Origin of the sequence: Acinetobacter sp. NCu2D-2 (assembly GCF_001647675.1) — a bacterium.
GTDB lineage: Bacteria > Pseudomonadota > Gammaproteobacteria > Pseudomonadales > Moraxellaceae > Acinetobacter.
Genome location: NZ_CP015594.1, coordinates 481720 through 502393, shown reverse-complemented (window position 1 = coordinate 502393; position 20674 = coordinate 481720). Strand labels below are relative to the sequence as shown.

The 20674-nt window shown below is 42.2% G+C and carries 13 protein-coding genes, 2 tRNA genes and 3 rRNA genes; 1 reads left to right on the top strand and 17 read right to left on the bottom strand.

Annotation, left to right across the window (positions count from 1 at the left end; genetic code table 11):
- Positions 1-13 precede the first annotated feature (13 nt).
- The 5 genes from filE to filA all read right to left on the bottom strand — a co-directional run bounded on the left by filE (position 14) and on the right by filA (position 6133).
- A complete protein-coding gene (gene filE / locus A3K93_RS02305; protein ID WP_227509874.1) occupies positions 14-1027 on the bottom strand; it encodes a putative pilus assembly protein FilE in 1014 nt (337 codons plus the stop codon).
- A gap of 35 nt (positions 1028-1062) precedes the next feature.
- A complete protein-coding gene (filD, locus tag A3K93_RS02300; RefSeq protein WP_067728560.1) occupies positions 1063-2727 on the bottom strand; it encodes a putative pilus system OmpP1/FadL family transporter FilD in 1665 nt (554 codons plus the stop codon).
- A 12-nt stretch (positions 2728-2739) separates the two neighbouring features.
- Complete coding sequence (gene filC, locus A3K93_RS02295) at positions 2740-3879, bottom strand: putative pilus system protein FilC (protein WP_067728558.1); 1140 nt, start codon at positions 3877-3879, stop codon at positions 2740-2742.
- A 45-nt stretch (positions 3880-3924) separates the two neighbouring features.
- Positions 3925-4764, bottom strand: a complete 840-nt coding sequence (gene filB / locus A3K93_RS02290; protein WP_067728556.1) for a putative pilus system C39 family peptidase FilB — start codon at positions 4762-4764, stop codon at positions 3925-3927.
- Between the two features lie 187 nt (positions 4765-4951).
- The gene (gene filA, locus A3K93_RS02285) at positions 4952-6133 is read right to left on the bottom strand and encodes a putative pilus system protein FilA (RefSeq protein ID WP_067728554.1); all 1182 of its coding nucleotides are present in this window, start codon (positions 6131-6133) and stop codon (positions 4952-4954) included.
- 260 nt (positions 6134-6393) lie between these two features.
- On the opposite strand from filA, the gene A3K93_RS02280 reads away from it, so the two are divergent.
- Positions 6394-7713 (top strand): anthranilate synthase component I family protein, encoded by a 1320-nt coding sequence (locus A3K93_RS02280; RefSeq protein WP_067728552.1) that lies wholly within the window; start codon positions 6394-6396, stop codon positions 7711-7713.
- A gap of 154 nt (positions 7714-7867) precedes the next feature.
- On the opposite strand, the gene hisC is transcribed toward A3K93_RS02280, so the two are convergent.
- The 12 genes from hisC to A3K93_RS02220 all read right to left on the bottom strand — a co-directional run bounded on the left by hisC (position 7868) and on the right by A3K93_RS02220 (position 20570).
- Complete coding sequence (hisC, locus tag A3K93_RS02275) at positions 7868-8956, bottom strand: histidinol-phosphate transaminase (RefSeq protein ID WP_067728550.1); 1089 nt, start codon at positions 8954-8956, stop codon at positions 7868-7870.
- A 100-nt stretch (positions 8957-9056) separates the two neighbouring features.
- Complete coding sequence (gene hisD, locus A3K93_RS02270) at positions 9057-10358, bottom strand: histidinol dehydrogenase (RefSeq protein ID WP_067728548.1); 1302 nt, start codon at positions 10356-10358, stop codon at positions 9057-9059.
- A gap of 265 nt (positions 10359-10623) precedes the next feature.
- Positions 10624-11325, bottom strand: a complete 702-nt coding sequence (gene hisG / locus A3K93_RS02265; protein ID WP_067728546.1) for an ATP phosphoribosyltransferase — start codon at positions 11323-11325, stop codon at positions 10624-10626.
- Positions 11325-12581: a UDP-N-acetylglucosamine 1-carboxyvinyltransferase gene (murA, locus tag A3K93_RS02260; RefSeq protein ID WP_067728544.1), complete on the bottom strand. Its 1257-nt coding sequence runs from the start codon at positions 12579-12581 to the stop codon at positions 11325-11327. The genes hisG and murA overlap by 1 nt, the downstream gene beginning before the upstream one ends.
- Before the next feature lie 7 nt (positions 12582-12588).
- The gene (ibaG, locus tag A3K93_RS02255) at positions 12589-12840 is read right to left on the bottom strand and encodes a BolA family iron metabolism protein IbaG (protein ID WP_067728542.1); all 252 of its coding nucleotides are present in this window, start codon (positions 12838-12840) and stop codon (positions 12589-12591) included.
- Positions 12841-12974: 134 nt separating this feature from the next.
- On the bottom strand, positions 12975-13307 hold the full coding sequence (gene hpf / locus A3K93_RS02250) for a ribosome hibernation-promoting factor, HPF/YfiA family (protein ID WP_067728540.1): 333 nt from the start codon (positions 13305-13307) through the stop codon (positions 12975-12977).
- 176 nt (positions 13308-13483) lie between these two features.
- Complete coding sequence (locus A3K93_RS02245) at positions 13484-14935, bottom strand: RNA polymerase factor sigma-54 (RefSeq protein ID WP_067728538.1); 1452 nt, start codon at positions 14933-14935, stop codon at positions 13484-13486.
- 187 nt (positions 14936-15122) lie between these two features.
- Positions 15123-15237: ribosomal RNA gene (gene rrf, locus A3K93_RS02240) — 5S ribosomal RNA — on the bottom strand.
- A 231-nt stretch (positions 15238-15468) separates the two neighbouring features.
- A 23S ribosomal RNA gene (locus A3K93_RS02235) occupies positions 15469-18362 on the bottom strand.
- A 413-nt stretch (positions 18363-18775) separates the two neighbouring features.
- A tRNA-Ala gene (locus A3K93_RS02230) sits at positions 18776-18851 on the bottom strand.
- A 43-nt stretch (positions 18852-18894) separates the two neighbouring features.
- Positions 18895-18971, bottom strand: a tRNA-Ile gene (locus tag A3K93_RS02225).
- A gap of 61 nt (positions 18972-19032) precedes the next feature.
- Positions 19033-20570 (bottom strand): 16S ribosomal RNA (locus tag A3K93_RS02220).
- Together the 16S, 23S and 5S rRNA genes with 2 tRNA genes alongside form the textbook arrangement of a ribosomal RNA operon.
- Between the last annotated feature and the right edge of the window lie 104 nt (positions 20571-20674).

The window sequence follows — 20674 nt, the reverse complement described above, 5'->3', positions numbered from 1 at the left end:
TCTTAAATTATCCCTAACGAATGACACTCAATTTGATTTGACCCTGATTGCTCAGTCCATATTGGTCAACATCAATTGCCGATGCCAGAGGTGTCATTAAAATATAATGACTGTTCTTCGGTACCTGAATCACACCCTCAATATTTTTAAATTCAATCAGATTAGCTTCCGATTGTTGATTCTTATATCCACCTGCGCCTTCTAATACACATGCATTTTCATCTAAGAAAACTACAAATGGCCAATAAAATGTTGGGTCTTTTTCTTTCGATGCGTAAGATTGAATGCGGATATTTTTAAATACCGAATCGATCTTAACTACCTCATAGTCAAACTCATCTTTGATTGGTGCACGAGGCCATAAATTAACATCTTTATTCTGGATTAGGGCTTTGGCTTTTTTTAGTTTTTTATCTTTAAAACAACTTTGACCTAGACCTTGAATCGCATCTTCTTGTGATACACGATAATAGCTAGATGCTAATACAATCGGCCCTGTGTCTTCTTGAGATTTGGCTCCAAACAATCGGTTTAAGACGGTTTGGCTTACCCCTTTTTCACGCTCGATGGTCTGTAATCGAACACTTCCACCTTTACTATCCATCACGCCCTCAGGCATGGTATAGAAACGCTTACGTCCCTCTAAATTAAATTCTTTATCTTCAAGAAATTCACTACTGACATAATCTTCACCATCAAGTTGCTCAAACCCATTTTTTACTGGTGTTTGTAGCTGCGGCTTAGGCGTAGACGAAATATTTTCTAATTTTGATACTTGCGCTGTTTTTTGTGGAGACCTTGGTTCTGGAGTCTTTGGCTGTACGACTTGAACCGATTGTTTTTGTTCAGTATTAAGCTGAACCTCTTTTTTTGTTTCAGACTGTGCTTTAACTTCAGCCGTAACCGTTTTAGGTTTTGCTTTTTTTTCTTTCAGCTGAACCACCATCGGGCGGCCATCTGGACCGATGATCGTATGAAATCCATCAGCATACGTTGTTGTCACCTGCAACATTGCAACTGACAACATGGTTTTTAACCCTAGTTTAAGCATTCCAGAATGACCTACCATCGTGTTCTATAATTCAGACCTAAAATTGTTACTTTTGTATCGGTTTTAATGTTTAAACCAGCATAAGGGTTAAGTAATAAGTTATTCACGCCAGTTTGGTTAGCCAAGCTACTGGTATTGGCAGGAATACTATCTTTACTGCGTAAGAAACCAATCGACAAATCAAGCTCGGTATCTGCATCAAATTGATAACCCACGCCTAAACCAAAAAGCTGTGCATTATTAATCGGCACCATGGTATTACGCTTACCATCAGGGATTGAACTACCACGTGGTTCATAACCTGCACGCAGCTTTAACCGGTCTGTCGCTGAATACTCAACACCCACCCCAAAGTTCCAAGAAGATTGGAAACCAAGTGGTAATGCTAAAGATGTATCACTGACATGTTCAGAGAGTAATTTTGCAATTTTGAGTGCTGAAATTTGACGATCAAACTCAAATCTGAATTTATCCCACTGCTTATAATCCGTCCAGCCGACATCAAAGTTGACTTTCAAATCAGGCATGACTTTATAACTTACCCCCGCTTGGAAATGCGCAGGATATTTAAAGTCCATCGACACCAAACCTGACTCACTCGAAGGTACATAGTTTGGGAAACCTAAAATTGCAGCAAGAATCTGACCTGTTGGTGATGACATTAAGCCATTGATCAATTCCTGTGGCGCTCTGGCATTATCAATATGATATTTACCTTTTAAGCGCATTTTTGCTGCACTTTGGTAGACCAAACCAAAGCTAAAATCTTCTGTCGGCTCCCACAGCACGCCAAGGTTATAACTCGGACTGAGAGACTGCTCTAAAGCCAGTTGCATCTGTCCAAATTTACCAAATGGGTTCATGCCTTCTTGGGCATTACACATCCCAAGCAACAGAATATCAGTAATGATGTCTGAATTGTCTTTAAACGGCGTACATACGACTTCATCAATCATACGTAACATACCAATCAGCTCATTCGGAAAACGTAAATCCGTTTTCATCGCAATGGCTTGATAGGACATCCCAATACCACCACCAATAGACAACGTATCACTGACTTGATAGCCAACACTTGGTGATAAATAGGTTATACGTTCAAGGGCAACTTGCTGCCCCATATAGTTGGCAGGATTACCATCTTCAGCACCAAATCCTGCAACTAGCGGCGCATATACTGCTGTTGCAAAAGTCGCTTTTGAACCCGGTGGATTATAGGCAATACCCATAGTCGGTGCTGCCATTGGCAACCCTTCACCAAGATCAACAATTTTTTTCAGTACAGGGACATATAAGCTGACGTATTCAACATCACCGCGTATCGGGCCTTTAAAATCTGTACACAAGTCCGATGCAACTTCAGGACCATCATTACAAACTAAAGGATCATCTGAATAACCAAAAACGTTATAGCCTGCAGGGACTGAAAACTCTCGTTCAATATTAAAGTCAGCAATAATAAATTGCTGCTCGGTTTGTAAACCTTGAATTTTGGTTAGACCTGCAGGGTTAAAGTGAACTGCATTCACTCCTGGCGGATCTGCTGTCACAGCATTTCCCAAGGACAATGACCTTAAATCCACAGAAAGGTTGGTCCCTAATTGTGCAAATGCAGCACCTGAAAAGCCCGTTAAAGCAATTGCCGCGACTAATGGGCTAAGTCGAATTCTTTTCATACGACTGCCCTCTTAGCGAAGTTTTTTACCAAAGCCTAAAATATCAAGCGGGAATGACAGCCCCAGTGAAACGTCTGGTGCATCTTCAGTTAAGCCAATACCAAGCGTACCGTTGACAATGGTTTCTGGTGAGACACGAACCCCAAGTGCAATCGCAAAAGTTGAGCTGGTCTGATCTGCCGATGAATAGCTTTCACCCGTGTGATATTTAAATTCAGCACCGGTATTAAAGCTTTGCTGATACGACATAGTCATTGAAACATCGTAGTTAAACGAATACGCAAAACCGAATGAGAAGCCACCACTGATCCCTGGATCAAATTCCTCTATAATACGTGGACCACGTATTTGGTTTAAACCACTGACAGGAAGACCATAATTTGCTGACAAAGAAGCAAACAGTACAACAGGGTCGATATATTTACGGGTACTTGCACCTACACCAACTGAGTAATAACCCTTACCTGTTGACAAGTCTTTTGCTGAATTAATTTCGTAAGGACTATCACCTGTTTTGGTCGAGAGATTTCCAAACAGAATTAGGGGTAAACGCCCTGCTTTTAATGGAAACGGTTCCCAGCGCGCGCCTAAGCTAATATCACCTAAGCCAGCCGCAGTCGCATCTTTAAGTAGATCTGACTTTGCCACCAATGGAAGTGATGCGGTTAGGGTTAAGTTATCCTTTAGACCATATTGCACGGTAAAAGTATTAGTGACCGTATGGTTGGCATTCTCTTGAACTCGGAGTTGATACAGCGAACCTTGTTGCATCTCCATATCAAGTTGTGTATCACGATAATAGGTATAGTCAATGTCGTAATACGATGAAAACTCACCTTTTTTAATCAATGAATATTGACGTTCATTGGATGTAAACACTTCTTCAAGGTTGGTTTCTTTAGTCGAGTCGCCTTCTTGTTGTTGTAATGCAGCAGATGCAGATTGTGCTGGCGATTCTACAGGTGCAGCAGCCTGAGTGTCTTCTACGGCGTCATATTCACCTAAGCCCACATCAGCAGATTCTTCAGCCTCTTGTGTAACTTCTTCAACAGCTTCATAGTCCCCTAGACCAGGCTCCTGAGCATAAGCCACACCCATCACAAGCTGCACGCTTACTGCCAGTAAAGTTTTGTTCATCCAATGAATTTTCATATTTCGTCCCATTAATTTTTAATTTTTCTTTAAACTTTTAAGTACTTATTTACTCTTATAATAAAGGCGTAAAAAGTTGTAACCATATTGACCATAATTTTCTGAATCTTTATTGGTATTTTTATCCATACGAATGGTCGATGCTTTGTCTGCAATTTTTTCCATATAGGCTTGTGGATATTGTAGATCGACAAAGGCATAACGATTGACTGTTGCATCATCGACATGGCGCATATCACGCTCACTGAGTGCCAATAAATTCTTACGCTGCTGTGGGGCAACGTTTAATAAAAATAATGTGTTATTTTCCCAAATTTCTTTGAAACGCACTTCATCGAAACTGATATTTCCAAGTGCTGGGTCGGCAACATAGACGCGACCATCTTTATAGCCTTTATACACCACAAAGTGTTTAAAGCCTGCATAACTGATCGGTATAATCGCAGGTTGCCCTTGTGAGACTAAGTCACTAAATTCGCCTTTATATCCACCACTTTCAATACCCAGTGCTGCGACAAAACGTTTCATATCAAGCAATGAGAAACTACGGCGCTGTACAATTTTTTCGGTTTCACCAAATTTCAATAGACCGTTCATGACATTCTCTTCGGTCAATTGAACGTCCATGTTGACGTAACCGTTAAGTAAGGTCGTGAGTGCTGCAGAACCACAGCTATAGTCATAGGCTTGGCGGACAATGCCACGAAATTGATCATGCAATGCTGGGGTAATATTGACCGACTCGCGGTGCATACGCACAAAGGAATCCTGACGAGAATCTAAAGTCTCGGTATAACGCACTGCTTCAGCAGGCTGAGGCTTAATATCAAAGGCTTCTTTGGCAGCGTAGTAGATCAATGCCGAGCCGAGTGCAATCTCTAACATAATTTTTACTTTTCATGTCTGACGCTTGGCGTCTTTTCGTTATTATTCTAGAGTCTATGCTCTACATCCGTGTTACATGAAGATACTTCTTTTTATACAAAAAAAATAGTGTTTTTTAAAATTATTAGATGAATAGAGCGTATATTAAAAAAGCGCGTCGAAACGCGCTTTTTTTTACAAAGTATGCTTAGTGACCAGAAATTGTAATCACAGCACCTGGGTGATAAACACCTAAGCTTGGGCTGTAATATGTTTGCATACCTTGTATTTCAACATCACCAATAGATGCTGCTGTTTTACTACCTAAATGAATACCTTTAATATACGTATCGTGCGCACCACTAGTACTTAAAATACGAACATGTCCTTTTGAGGTCCCGTCATCACCAAAAACACTAATTTGCTGATTTAAAACTAGATCTGAACTTGATGCATCTGTAAGTTTAATACTATCGATAAAGATCTCACCAGCTGCACGATTAGCTGCACTACTAGCGTCAGCATCACCCATTGCAGTAGAGTTATCCAAAATACCAAGATTCAAAATCTCTAAACCACCTTTCATTGTGGAATTTAATCTTATCATCGCACCTTGTGGCGCAGCACCTAATTGAATATTTGCTTCCATTTGACCTGTTTTAATCGACAAGCCACTTAAAATTGCATTAATCTCACCTGTGTGTCCACGACGAATTGTGCCTACATTTGCACCTTCATTCTGCTTACCTGAAGCAGCAACCCCAATTTTACCAATATTAATATCCAATCCTGATACTTTTGCGCCAATGTTAATAAATGGATTTCCATCACCACCATCAGAATCAATAGTTAAGTCCGCAAGATTACGAGAAGCTAATAGATATTGACCATTGTCATTATAGTTTGCACCTATCACAATACCGTGATTTTCATTTATATCACCATCAATACCATTACCATAAATTACAATTGCCGCTGCCTCATCATTACCACCCAAATTAACATCTTTAAGTGTATTATCGTAAGTAGCTGTTTGCGTGTTAATATTTACATTAACGCGACTACCAGCATTTCCAGCTATAGTCTGTGTAAGATCCCGAATATCAGGACCACCAGCGATTTGTTTTGTTGCTAGAGTACCACTTGTGTATTCAGGGTCAGCACCATCCATTACTAGACCAGTAGATTTAATGCTAGCATCTGCTGCCAAACCAGTAGTATCGTGAATGTATAATTTCTCAATAGCAATTTTCGAAATGCCAATCCCAATTGTAAGACCGTCTTGACCCGTAGTAGAGCTAAGTGCAGAATCGTCCATTGCTTGCATTGCCATTGCGTTTGCGCTCATTGCAACAGAAGCAGCTAAAGCCAATTTAGTGAATTTTTTCATGTGTACTCTCCCAAGAGTATTATTTTTCTGGTTGTGAATCACTCTTTGTTTGCGCTGTATTTTTTGTTTTAAAGACAATGCAAACATCCATTTCCTTGAGTGATTTGCTCGCCCACTTAACTTATATGCATGTCAATTTTTGATCAACTGCTGTTGGTCGTAATTTTATGCTTACCGACAAACGGTATTGATGAATAAATTCTTATTTTTCTCTATATTTAAGCTAAAATAACCTCTGTACTTTTTCTATTGTTACGCGAATGAGCATCCCTATTTTTAGTCGCCATCTACAGCAAAGTCCTTCTCCTGCACACATGTTAAATGCACTAAAATCACTGCATCATGTCGTTTATTTGGAAAATAATAATCAACCTTTTATCGCCTTTAATGCCATACGCTATCAACTGATTCAAAACCATCATGTTCATAATTATCATGAAACTGTTTTCAATTCTTACAATCCTTCAAATGATTCATTGAATATAAATTTTAACCATAACCAATCAAAAAATTCGCTGTGTAAATATGTCGGTTTTGTTGGGTATGACTATGCAGCCAATCAAAATATCGATGCAGAATTACACCCTCAGCCTGCATTCTTTCTAGGTGAGTTTTTAAGTTTTTTACGCTTTGAACATGATGTCTGGATTTTTGAAAGTTCACATCCGAATGCAGAAATGATCTTTGATACCATTAATGATTTAATCAATAGCGCAACAATAACCGAAGATTTTAAACTGGATACACCCTGTACTGCGCGTTGGAATAAAGCTCAATATTCTGCGGCTTTTCAAAAAGTACAAGACTACATTGTTGCAGGCGATTGTTATCAAATTAATCTGACTCAAGAATTTAAAGCTAAGGCTACAGGCAGTTTACTCACGACTGCAGCACAATTTTGGCAACTTACCAATGCACCTTATGCAGGTTATTTAAGAATTGCTGACTTTGAGCTACTCAGTTGTTCACCTGAGCTTTTTATCGACTTTTTACCGAATCGAAAAATTATCACTAAGCCGATTAAAGGCACTATGCCGCGCTATAGCGATCCACTACGTGATGAACAATCCAAACACGCCTTAAAAAACTCTGAAAAAGATATGGCTGAAAATGTCATGATCGTGGATTTGCTCCGCAACGATTTAAGTGTGTATGCAGAAATAGGAACAGTTAAAACGCCAAAACTGTTTAATATTGAAAGTTTTAACCAAGTGCATCATATGGTCAGTGAAGTTGAAGCAACTTTAAAAGCAGAGATCAATCCTTTTGATGTACTGATGTCTGCACTACCTGGTGGTTCTATTACCGGTGCTCCAAAAATTCGTGCCATGCAAATTATTAAGGAACTTGAGGGCGCACCGCGTGGTGCTTATTGTGGTTCAATGGGTTATTTCAATGCGGATGGCACAGGCGCTTGGAATATTCTAATTCGTAGCATTCAAAAATACCAAGATGACGTATCACTTTGGGCAGGTGGTGGTATTACCATTGCCTCAGACTGTGACGCTGAATATCAGGAATGCTTTGATAAAGTCGAAGCGATGCTGAATTTACTCAACACGTGGTATACACCTGAATAAAAAAGCGACTCAATTGAGTCGCTTTTTTTGAATCCCTCCCAACCTCACTTTTTCAAAGGGAGGAGTTCTCTCCTTTTCCAAGGGATGAGGAGCACTGCTCCGCAAGGGGTGGATTCGAGCTTGCTCATACCAAAAAGATCAGAGTTTAGGGTTATTAAACCAAAATCTCTTTTTTCAGCGTATCCACCAAACGCTGATTTTGCTCATCTGTACCGATGGTAATACGAAGATACTGATTAATACGCGGCTTATTGAAATAACGCACAATGATGCCACGTTCACGTAATTGAGCAGCCAACTCACCTGCATCTTTACTTGGTAATGATGCAAATATAAAGTTGGCTTTCGATGGTAATACCTTAAAGCCAAGTTCAGCCAGTTGTCCGATCAATTTTTCACGACTGGCAATCACTTTGGCATTTTGTGCTTCAAAATACGCTTGATCTTCAAATGAAGCTACGGCTGCTGCAATAGCAAAACGATCCATTGGATAGGAGTTAAAGCTATTTTTTACCGCTTCAAGTGCAGCAATTAAGTGTGGTTGTGCAATGGCAAAGCCAACACGCAAACCTGCCAATGAACGTGACTTAGAAGTGGTTTGACATACTACCAAATTGTCATATTTTTCTACCAACGCCACTGCAGATTCTGCACCAAAGTCCACGTAGGCTTCGTCAATCACCACAACCGAATCTGGATTGGCTTGTAGCACTTCTTCAATTGCAGATAAACCAAGTGCAATACTGGTCGGCGCATTTGGATTGGTAATAATAATCCCACCATTTGGCTGTTTATAGTCTGCAACGACAATTTCAAAGTTGTCATTGAGTGGCAATACTTTAGTTTTTACACCAAAGAACTGGCTGTATACCGGATAGAAACTATAAGTAATATCAGGATAAAGCAGTGGCAATTCTTGAACAAAGAAAGCTTTAAAAATATGTGCTAAAACTTCATCCGAGCCATTACCGACAAATACTTGATCGACAGACACATGTTGCTGTTTCGCAATGGCTTGTTTAAGTTCAGATGCATCTGGGTCTGGATACAAACGTAAAGCGTCTGCACCATTCGCTAAGACATTTTTTACCGCATCAACCACTTTTGGTGATGGTGGATACGGGTTCTCATTGGTATTGAGTTTTAAAAGGTTTTGGATTTTAGGTTGTTCACCAGGGACATACGGCTCTAACTCACGTACCTCTGGACTCCAAAAACGCATTTGTTCTGCAGTGATATTCATATTTTTAAATCTCGTGGTTCCCCTCTCCTGAGCAAGTTTTAAAGCACTGCTTTAAAATGAAGCGCAAGTGAGGGTTAGGGAGAGGTTTTATCTTTTTAATTTATTGATAACGATAACGCGCAGAACGTGCATGTGCATCAAGATTTTCTTCTTGCGCCAATACATCTGCAGTTTTCGCCAATGATTTCACGCCCTGTTCAGAGCACATAATCAAGCTTGAACGTTTTTGGAAATCATATACACCGAGCGGTGATGAGAAACGTGCTGTACCCGAAGTTGGTAATACGTGGTTTGGCCCTGCACAGTAATCACCAATCGCTTCAGGAGTGTATCGTCCCATGAAAATCGCACCTGCATGACGAATATCATTCGACATTTCTTCAGCTTCGTCTAAGCAAAGCATTAAATGTTCAGGCGCAACTTGGTTAATCAGTTCTGCACCTTCAGCACGGTCTTTGACTAAAACCAATGCACCACGGTTCTCAATTGAAGTTCGTGCAATATCCGCTTTTGGTAATGCGTCTAAATGCCTTTCAATCCATTCGCCCACTGCATTTAATAATGCTTCATCTGGCGTAATGAATACGGCTTGTGCCACAGTGTCATGCTCAGCTTGTGACAATAAATCCATTGCCAACCATTCAGCATTATTTTCACCTTCCGCATACACTAAAATTTCAGAAGGACCTGCAATCATGTCAATACCAACTTGACCGAAGACCGCACGTTTTGCCGCAGCAACGAAGCGGTTACCTGGACCCGTGATTTTATCCACACGAGGAATGGTTTCTGTACCATAAGCCAGTGCTGCAACCGCTTGCGCACCACCAATGGTAAATACGCGATGCACGCCAGCTAAGTAGGCTGCTGCCAATACCAATGGATTCAGTTCACCATTTGGCGCAGGCACCACCATAATAATTTCAGCGACACCCGCCACATGTGCAGGAACTGCATTCATTAATACTGAAGATGGATACGATGCCAAGCCGCCCGGTACATAAATACCGACGCGATCAAGCGGAGTGACTTTTTGACCTAAGGTATTGCCTAAAGCGTCAACATAAGTCCAACCGTCTTGCTTTTGTGCTTGGTGGAACTCACGGACACGTTCAGCTGCCATTTCTAAAGCATCACGTACTTCAACAGTTAAACCTTCAAAGGCAGCTTTCAATTGTTCTTGGGTCAGTTCGAGCTCTGAAAATTGATGCGCTGGATGTCGATCGAACTGCTGAGTTAATTTAAGAACATGAGCATCACCATGCTGACGAACGTCGGCAATGATTTGGTCTACGGTTTTTAAAAGTTCAGGATCACTCACTGTCTCAAACGCTAACAAGTCTGCAAATACTTGTTTAAAGTTTTGATCTTGAGTCGATAAACGTCGCATCAATTTACCCACAAGGTTGATATGGAAAAGTTTAGTTTACCTGTTTTCCACCGCTTTGTGGTCAACTGTTCTCTATCATTTACATGAGTTTTACTGAAATTGGGCTTCGATAAATCCGATGATAAAAAATTACTAAAGTGATTCTAAGTTTTCCATCTATTTCTAATTTTGATCATTACCATATTTTTATATAGCTCATAATTTTGTTTTATTCATAGCTATTAAAAATAAAGCAATAAAAAACCGCCCTAAGGCGGTATTTTATTTAAATACAAATTTAAGCTTTTTTCGCTTGCTCACGTGCTTCAACCGCACGTTCAAGCTGAGCTAAAATCGGGTTTAATAAAGTTTGCTTACGTTTAAAGCTGGCTTTATTTACAATCAAACGTGAAGATACTTTGCAAATTTCTTCGAGTGGCTCAAGACCATTAGCACGAAGTGTATTACCGGTATCCACAACATCGACAATGTAATCACCCAAACCAACCAATGGCGCAAGTTCCATCGAACCGTAAAGCTTGATCACATCCACTTGCTCGCCAAGGCTTGCATAGTATTGACGAGTCAAATTGACATATTTAGTGGCAATTTTCAAACGACCTTTCGGACGTTCCATGCCGACTTTACCCGCAGTCATCAATTTGCAATTCGCAATTTTTAAATCAAGTGGTTCATAGACATTTTGCGCGCCATGTTCCATCAAGACATCTTTACCCGCAACACCCAAATCTGCTGCACCATTTTCAACATAAGTCGGTACATCAGAGGCACGTAAAATCAAAATACGTACATGTTTATGCGTTGTCGGGAAAATTAATTTACGTGATTTATCAGGATCTTCCAGCAAATTAATGCCTGCAGTCTCAAGCAAAGGTAAAGTTTCTTTTAAGATACGACCTTTGCTGAGTGCTAAAGTTAAACCATGATCAAAATTGCCCATTACGTCAAAGTTTGGATCATCGTTTCTCATATCGCTCATTAACTTACTCGCTTAATTTGGGCGCCTAAACCTTGTAATTTCGCTTCTACATCTTCATAACCGCGGTCGATGTGGTAGATACGATCAATCACGGTTTCCCCTTCTGCTGCAAGTGCAGCTAAAACAAGAGAGAAAGAAGCACGTAAGTCTGTTGCCATCACAGGTGCAGCAGAAAGTTTTTCTACCCCTGTCACAACAGCATCATTACCTTCAACCTGAATATTAGCGCCCATACGTGCTAATTCAGGTACATGCATGAAACGGTTTTCAAAAATCGTTTCTGAAATGGTTGCAAAACCACGGCCAATCGCATTGACTGCCATTAACTGCGCCTGCATATCTGTTGGAAATTCTGGGTGTGGCAAAGTACGGAAGCTAACTGCTTTCGGACGTTTACCCATCATATCAAGCTCAATCCAGTCATCACCACGGGTCACTTCTGCACCCATTTCCTCGAATTTTTCAAGGACAGCTTCCATTAATGCCGGATCAGTATTTGTGGCTTTGATTTTACCGCCCGTGATCGCAGCAGCAGCTAAATATGAACCAGTTTCAATACGGTCAGCAACAACTGCATACTCACAACCATGCAAACTTTCAACACCTGTGACAATAAGTGTATCTGTATCTAAACCTTCGATTTTTGCACCCATTTTAATGAGCATTTGCGCAAGATCGGTAATTTCAGGTTCACGTGCAGCGTTGCGAATGGTAGTTACACCATCTGCAAGTACAGCAGCCATCAGAATATTTTCTGTACCGCCAACAGTCACCATATCAAAGACTACTTCACCACCCTTTAATCGACCATCAACTTTGGCATGGACATAACCTGCTTCAACCACAATCTCTGCACCCAATGCTTCAAGCGCTTTTAAATGTTGATCGACAGGGCGTGAACCAATTGCACAGCCACCAGGTAGTGATACTTGAGCACTACCATAACGTGCCAATAATGGACCTAAAACCAAAATTGACGCACGCATCGTTTTCACTAATTCATACGGGGCAAATTGATTGGTAAGTGTTGATGTATCTGCAACAACCTTATCGCCCTCATAAGTCATGGTAATCCCTAGACCAGCGATCAACTTGACTAGTGTATTCACATCCTTAAGATTTGGGACGTTGGTTAATGTAATAGGAGTATCTGCAAGAATCATTGCAGCGAGAAGTGGCAGTGCAGCGTTTTTCGCACCTGAAATGCGTACTTCACCTTCGAGCTTATTGCCGCCCTGAATTAAAAATTTATCCATTAAACTATTAAGCTCCGAATAAGCTTGCTTTGCGCCATTCTTCTTTGGTCATTGCTCGAATTGTAACTGCGTGAACTTCACCGCTTGCGATAAAGGAATTGAGAGGAGCATAAACAGCTTGTTGACGTGCAACTGGTCGCTTACCTTCAAATTGTTCATCCACAATGCGCAGATCGAATTTTCCGCCCTGACCACTGACAGCTATATCAGCTTCAGGAAAAGCGGCTTTTAAAATTTCAGCGAGCTGCTCACTATTCATCACAAGACCTCTTATAGGACTACGGGTGTAAAACCAAGCATTTTACTATAAATGATAAAAATAATTCATTAACCACATACATTATATATGTAAAAAAAGAGGCTTTTTGAAAACCTCTTTTTTGTGTTTTAAGTTTAGATGGCTAATTCTTGATAGTTCAATTGCATTTTTCGATATCGATCAAGCTGTTTTCTTAATTTTTCTGTCAAAATTTTAATCGAAGTATACATATCGTCAGCATTAGCATGGGCAAAAAACTCAATCCCAGGCAATCGAATAATCGCTTCAGCAATATGATTACCACTCCCTCGCTTAGACCGTTTATCAATTTGATGATCTTTTGAAAGTTTCACTTGCATACTATTCACCTGATCAAGGTGTTTAATCATATGTGAAAATTTTTCTTTAATATTATTTTCAATTGCTGGTGTTATCGATAAATGATGTCCACGAATTGTTAATTGCATAATTTTATCCCTCACCTTTGTTAACAGTGGAGGAGTCACAGTCAAAATGATCTAACTATAATCATATTTTATGCAAAAGACATAGAGATTAAATTAAATCATTTGTACCGATCCTCAAAGAAAAAAAGTTCATCATATTGTCATGATGAACTCTTAGAATAGTCAGATTTTAAAATTTAGATCAAGACTTTTCGTTCAGAAGACGAAGGAATATGTAACGATTCACGATATTTTGCGACAGTACGACGCGCCACATCAATTCCATCTTCTTTCAATAAAACCGCAATTGCATTATCAGACAATGGTTTACGGACATTTTCTTCAGAAATTAATTTTTTAATCTTAGCGCGAATTGCAGTAGAAGATGCCTCACCGCCTGAAGTCGTTCCCACATGACTTGAAAAGAAATATTTCAATTCAAACAAACCACGTGGTGTCAGCATATATTTGTTCGTCGTCACACGTGAAACAGTTGATTCATGCAATTCCACTTCTTCCGCAATATCCCGAAGTACAAGTGGCTTCATTCCCTCTGCACCTAATTCTAAGAACATTTTTTGATGCTCAACGATGCATGTTGAGACCTTTAATAAGGTTTTATGACGCTCATCAATGCTTTTTATAAAGTTTTTAGCTTCTAACATATGATTCCTAAGATACTGATTATCATCACTTTGATCAGCACGTTTAATCATATTGGCATAAAAAGAATTAACGCGAAGTTTTGGCATGACATCTGGATTTAAAGATACTTGCCAACCTTCGTTCTTTTTCACAACAACCACATCAGGAATTTGATAATCAGATTCGCGATTTTCAAATTCCAAACCTGGATGCGGCTTTAAAGTTTTGAGTAGGTCAACGGCACAGCGAAGCTGCTCTTGATTCAATCCCGTTTGTTTAATCAATTTCGGTAATTCATTGGTAATTAATAATTCGTAATGCTGCATTAGTTTAATGGCATCATTACGACATGGTGTAGATTCTGGCAGACTCGCCAATTGAACCAACAAACATTCAGCTAAGTTGCGGGAGCCAACACCAATTGGTTCTAAGCGCTGAATATGTTTGAGCACCACAAGCACTTCATCATGCTCAACTTCTTCTTCGTATTCCATTGATGCTAAAAGTTTCTGTACAGAAGATGTAATATCCTCGATATCAACTTCTAAGAAACCCTTTTCATCCAATGAATCGATGATGCAATGTGCAATTAATTTTTCTATTTTAGAAAAGTTGAGTAAGTTAACTTGTTCAATGAGATGTTGCTGCAAACTTTCGTGGACTTGACGGTTATCTTCGCGCTCTTCATATTCCGCAGCACCTAAACTTGTCGGTTGATGTGTGTAAACATCATCCCAGTCTGTATCAACAGGCAAATCATCAGGTAGATGATCAGCATTAAGTTCAGTTGTCAGATCTTTATTATCATGTTCAATTTCTGCAATAGAAACATCATCTGACGTACTTTGCTCCTCAACCTTTTCCAATAAGGGATTACTATCAAGTTGGGCCTGAATCTCTTGCTCTAACTCCAAACTTGATAGCTGCAATAAGCGAATCGCTTGCTGCAATTGTGGAGTCAATGACAGCGAGTTCGCAACTTTTAAGCCCACTGATAACTTCATTCTTCACCCTCAAAATTTGAATCGCGCTTTTAAAGCAATTTTTATGCCGTTTTAATTTTTTATAGCACAGATTTATTAAAAAACATACAAATGTGGGTGTTATTTTTTAGGCTAGATGGTTCTGTATTAAATTTTAGCCATAAAAAATCCCCCCTGCTATTGAGCTAGGGGGGATTTTGGAATAATGAGCTGGCGATGACTTACTCTCACATGGCAAATGCCACACTACCATCAGCGCTAAGAGGTTTCACTTCTGAGTTCGGGAAGGGATCAGGTGGTTCACTCTTGCTATTGTCGCCAGCACAACTGTTTATGCTTACTCACTTAGGTCTTATTTAGATGCCTAGCTTTCGTCAAATAGAATTCATTAACAGGGATACTTGAGTTGTGAGTGTAACATAAAGCGTAGCTTTATGCCTTGCACTCAGGCAAACGCTTTCGCGTTTGCTTATTCTTCGTTCATCTTTAGCGTTAACTAAATCAAGTTATTGTGATGATGATTTGATCAACAACACCAACTGTTTGGGTGTTGTATAGTCAAGCCTCACGAGCAATTAGTATTGGTCAGCTTCATACGTCACCGCACTTCCACATCCAACCTATCAACGTCGTAGTCTTCAACGGCTCTTTAGGAGACATAAAGTCTCGGGGAAATCTTATCTTGAGGTAGGCTTCCCGCTTAGATGCTTTCAGCGGTTATCCCTTCCGAACATAGCTACCCGGCGATGCGACTGGCGTCACAACCGGTACACCAGAGGTTCGTCCACTCTGGTCCTCTCGTACTAGGAGCAGATCCTCTCAAATTTCCAACGCCCACGGTAGATAGGGACCGAACTGTCTCACGACGTTCTAAACCCAGCTCGCGTACCTCTTTAAATGGCGAACAGCCATACCCTTGGGACCTGCTTCAGCCCCAGGATGAGATGAGCCGACATCGAGGTGCCAAACACCGCCGTCGATATGAACTCTTGGGCGGTATCAGCCTGTTATCCCCAGAGTACCTTTTATCCGTTGAGCGATGGCCCTTCCATACAGAACCACCGGATCACTAAGACCTACTTTCGTACCTGCTCGACTTGTGGGTCTCGCAGTTAAGCGCGCTTTTGCCTTTATACTCTACGCGTGATTTCCGACCACGCTGAGCGCACCTTCGTACTCCTCCGTTACTCTTTAGGAGGAGACCGCCCCAGTCAAACTACCCACCAGACATGGTCCTCGTCCCGGATTACGGGACAGAGTTAGAACCTCAATATTACCAGGGTGGTATTTCAAGATTGGCTCCATCGCAACTAGCGTCACGACTTCAAAGCCTCCCACCTATCCTACACAAGTAAGATCAAAGTTCAATGTCAAGCTGCAGTAAAGGTTCACGGGGTCTTTCCGTCTAGCCGCGGGTACACCGCATCTTCACGGCGATTTCGATTTCACTGAGCCTCTGCTGGAGACAGCGCCCCCATCATTATGCCATTCGTGCAGGTCGGAACTTACCCGACAAGGAATTTCGCTACCTTAGGACCGTTATAGTTACGGCCGCCGTTTACTGGGGCTTCGATCAATAGCTTCGCTTGCGCTAACCACATCAATTAACCTTCCAGCACCGGGCAGGCATCACACCCTATACGTCCACTTTCGTGTTTGCAGAGTGCTATGTTTTTAATAAACAGTTGCAGGGGCCTGGTTTCTGTGGCTGCTCTCAGCTCAGGAAGCAAGTTCCATCACCAAAAGCAGCGTACCTTCTCCCGAAGTTACGGTACCATTTTGCCTAGTTCCTTCAGCAGAGTTCTCTCAAGCGCTTTGGTCTACTCGACCTGACCACCTGTGTCGGTTTCGGGTACGATTCCTGTTTAACTGAAGCTTAGAGACTTTTCCTGGAAGTATGGTATCAGCCACTTCGCTGTACAAGTACAGCTTGCTATCAACTCTCAGCATAGAGCACCCCGGATTTGCCTAAGATGCATGCCTACTGTCTTCCACCTGGACAACCAACGCCAGGCTGACTTAACCTTCTCCGTCCTCTCATCGCATTAAACAGAAGTATTGGAATATTAACCAATTTCCCATCGACTACGCCTCTCGGCCTCGCCTTAGGGGTCGACTCACCCAGCCCCGATTAACGTTGGACTGGAACCCTTGGTCTTTCAGCGAACGGGTTTTTCACCCGTTTTATCGTTACTCACGTCAGCATTCGCACTTCTGATACCTCCAGCAGACTTCTCAATCCACCTTCATCGGCTTACAGAACGCTCCCCTACCACTTGCAATAAATTGCAAATCCGCAGCTTCGGCATATAGTTTTAGCCCCGTTACATCTTCCGCGCAGGCCGACTCGACTAGTGAGCTATTACGCTTTCTTTAAAGGGTGGCTGCTTCTAAGCCAACCTCCTAGCTGTCTATGCCTTCCCACATCGTTTCCCACTTAACTATAATTTAGGGGCCTTAGCTGGCGGTCTGGATTGTTTTCCTCTTGACTACGGACGTTAGCACCCGCAGTCTGTCTCCCGGATAGTACTCATTGGTATTCGGAGTTTGCATCGGTTTGGTAAGTCGGGATGACCCCCTAGCCGAAACAGTGCTCTACCCCCAATGGTATTCGTCCGAGGCGCTACCTAAATAGCTTTCGGGGAGAACCAGCTATCACCGAGTTTGATTAGCCTTTCACCCCTATCCACAAGTCATCCCCTGGCTTTTCAACGACAGTGGGTTCGGTCCTCCAGTTAGTGTTACCCAACCTTCAACCTGCTCATGGATAGATCACCCGGTTTCGGGTCTACACCCAGCAACTAAACGCCCTATTAAGACTCGGTTTCCCTACGGCTCCCCTATACGGTTAACCTCGCTACTGAATGTAAGTCGCTGACCCATTATACAAAAGGTACGCAGTCACATCACGAAGATGCTCCCACTGCTTGTATGCATGCGGTTTCAGGATCTATTTCACTCCCCTCACAGGGGTTCTTTTCGCCTTTCCCTCACGGTACTGGTTCACTATCGGTCAGTCAGGAGTATTTAGCCTTAGAGGATGGTCCCCCTATATTCAGACAAGGTTTCACGTGCCTCGCCCTACTCGACATCATCATATAAGCCCTTTCGTGTACAGGACTATCACCATCTATGGTCGCACTTCCCAGAGCGTTCCACTAAAGCTTATATGACTTAATGGGCTGATCCCCGTTCGCTCGCCGCTACTGAGGGAATCTCAATTGATTTCTTTTCCTAAGGGTACTGAGATGTTTCACTTCCCCTCGTTTGCCTCATTAACCTATGTATTCAGTTAATGATACCTACCTTATGGTAAGTGGGTTTCCCCATTCAGAAATCTCCGGATCACAGGATATTTGCCGCCTCCCCGGAGCTTATCGCAGGCTATTACGTCTTTCATCGCCTCTGACTGCCAAGGCATCCACCACATGCACTTAATTACTTGACTATACAACCCCAAACAGTCGATCGATCCTACAAGTAGATCAACCAACAAGTCCTAAGACTCACAGTTCGTTGTTTGTGTACTTAAACACTGTACAGCTTCAATCAAATTTCACATACCAAAACGCTTGATTCAGTTTAATCGCTAGTACTCATTAATCTTTAAACAATTGCTTGTTTAAGTCTTAACGAGTATGAACAAATTATTTCAACTCAAATATATTCTGTTAATGATTTAATGCATCTTCGTCAGATTGCATTACTGTGATAAATCACAGAGATTATCAAGTGGTGCGTATCATAACGCTTCTACTTGTTAATCTCTAGGATCTAATCACTTGATCGCTTAAGGACTAGGCTAACAACCGTTTGATTGTTTATTTTAGCTTCGTTCTTTATACATTTCGTAGAAATGTATGGTGGAGACTAGGAGAGTCGAACTCCTGACCTCCTGCGTGCAAAGCAGGCGCTCTACCAACTAAGCTAAGTCCCCAGCTTATCAATAAGTCAATGTACTGATTACTGTCTATTGCAGATGGTGGGTCTGACAAGACTTGAACTTGTGACCCCACGCTTATCAAGCGTGTGCTCTAACCAACTGAGCTACAGACCCTCAGATACATCGTCATGAAGAACAACTTGTTGTGGATTCTTACCAATCGTCAATCTTTCGTTAAGGAGGTGATCCAGCCGCAGGTTCCCCTACGGCTACCTTGTTACGACTTCACCCCAGTCATCGGCCACACCGTGGTAAGCGTCCTCCCTAAGGTTAGACTACCTACTTCTGGTGCAACAAACTCCCATGGTGTGACGGGCGGTGTGTACAAGGCCCGGGAACGTATTCACCGCGGCATTCTGATCCGCGATTACTAGCGATTCCGACTTCATGGAGTCGAGTTGCAGACTCCAATCCGGACTACGATCGGCTTTTTGAGATTAGCATCCTATCGCTAGGTAGCAACCCTTTGTACCGACCATTGTAGCACGTGTGTAGCCCTGGTCGTAAGGGCCATGATGACTTGACGTCGTCCCCGCCTTCCTCCAGTTTGTCACTGGCAGTATCCTTAAAGTTCCCACCCGAAGTGCTGGCAAATAAGGAAAAGGGTTGCGCTCGTTGCGGGACTTAACCCAACATCTCACGACACGAGCTGACGACAGCCATGCAGCACCTGTATGTAAGCTCCCGAAGGCACCAATCCATCTCTGGAAAGTTCTTACTATGTCAAGACCAGGTAAGGTTCTTCGCGTTGCATCGAATTAAACCACATGCTCCACCGCTTGTGCGGGCCCCCGTCAATTCATTTGAGTTTTAGTCTTGCGACCGTACTCCCCAGGCGGTCTACTTATCGCGTTAGCTGCGCCACTAAAGCCTCAAAGGCCCCAACGGCTAGTAGACATCGTTTACGGCATGGACTACCAGGGTATCTAATCCTGTTTGCTCCCCATGCTTTCGCACCTCAGTGTCAGTATTAGGCCAGATGGCTGCCTTCGCCATCGGTATTCCTCCAGATCTCTACGCATTTCACCGCTACACCTGGAATTCTACCATCCTCTCCCATACTCTAGCCAACCAGTATCGAATGCAATTCCCAAGTTAAGCTCGGGGATTTCACATTTGACTTAATTGGCCACCTACGCGCGCTTTACGCCCAGTAAATCCGATTAACGCTTGCACCCTCTGTATTACCGCGGCTGCTGGCACAGAGTTAGCCGGTGCTTATTCTGCGAGTAACGTCCACTCTCTGCAGGTATTATCTACAGGAGCCTCCTCCTCGCTTAAAGTGCTTTACAACCAAAAGGCCTTCTTCACACACGCGGCATGGCTGGATCAGGGTTCCCCCCATTGTCCAATATTCCCCACTGCTGCCTCCCGTAGGAGTCTGGGCCGTGTCTCAGTCCCAGTGTGGCGGATCATCCTCTCAGACCCGCTACAGATCGTCGCCTTGGTAGGCCTTTACCCCACCAACTAGCTAATCCGACTTAGGCTCATCTATTAGCGCAAGGTCCGAAGATCCCCTGCTTTCCCCCGTAGGGCGTATGCGGTATTAGCAGCCGTTTCCAACTGTTGTCCCCCACTAATAGGCAGATTCCTAAGTATTACTCACCCGTCCGCCGCTAGGAATCAGTAGCAAGCTACCTATCCCCGCTCGACTTGCATGTGTTAAGCCTGCCGCCAGCGTTCAATCTGAGCCATGATCAAACTCTTCAGTTTAAAATCAGTAGCACCTTAAAGGGTGCCAATCTTGGCTCATCAATTTTCTGACAAATATTTCTCAAATAAACTTCGAGTAATTTCTACCATCAATCAATGAAAAT

Bases quoted from the DNA above. Each gene is read 5' to 3' on its own strand.
- filE (WP_227509874.1), bottom strand. From the start codon at position 1,027: ATGTTGTCAGTTGCAATGTTGCAGGTGACAACAACGTATGCTGATGGA.
- filD (WP_067728560.1), bottom strand. From the start codon at position 2,727: ATGAAAAGAATTCGACTTAGCCCATTAGTCGCGGCAATTGCTTTAACG.
- filC (WP_067728558.1), bottom strand. From the start codon at position 3,879: ATGAAAATTCATTGGATGAACAAAACTTTACTGGCAGTAAGCGTGCAG.
- filB (WP_067728556.1), bottom strand. From the start codon at position 4,764: ATGTTAGAGATTGCACTCGGCTCGGCATTGATCTACTACGCTGCCAAA.
- filA (WP_067728554.1), bottom strand. From the start codon at position 6,133: ATGAAAAAATTCACTAAATTGGCTTTAGCTGCTTCTGTTGCAATGAGC.
- A3K93_RS02280 (WP_067728552.1), top strand. From the start codon at position 6,394: ATGAGCATCCCTATTTTTAGTCGCCATCTACAGCAAAGTCCTTCTCCT.
- hisC (WP_067728550.1), bottom strand. From the start codon at position 8,956: ATGAATATCACTGCAGAACAAATGCGTTTTTGGAGTCCAGAGGTACGT.
- hisG (WP_067728546.1), bottom strand. From the start codon at position 11,325: ATGAGCGATATGAGAAACGATGATCCAAACTTTGACGTAATGGGCAAT.
- murA (WP_067728544.1), bottom strand. From the start codon at position 12,581: ATGGATAAATTTTTAATTCAGGGCGGCAATAAGCTCGAAGGTGAAGTA.
- ibaG (WP_067728542.1), bottom strand. From the start codon at position 12,840: ATGAATAGTGAGCAGCTCGCTGAAATTTTAAAAGCCGCTTTTCCTGAA.
- hpf (WP_067728540.1), bottom strand. From the start codon at position 13,307: ATGCAATTAACAATTCGTGGACATCATTTATCGATAACACCAGCAATT.
- A3K93_RS02245 (WP_067728538.1), bottom strand. From the start codon at position 14,935: ATGAAGTTATCAGTGGGCTTAAAAGTTGCGAACTCGCTGTCATTGACT.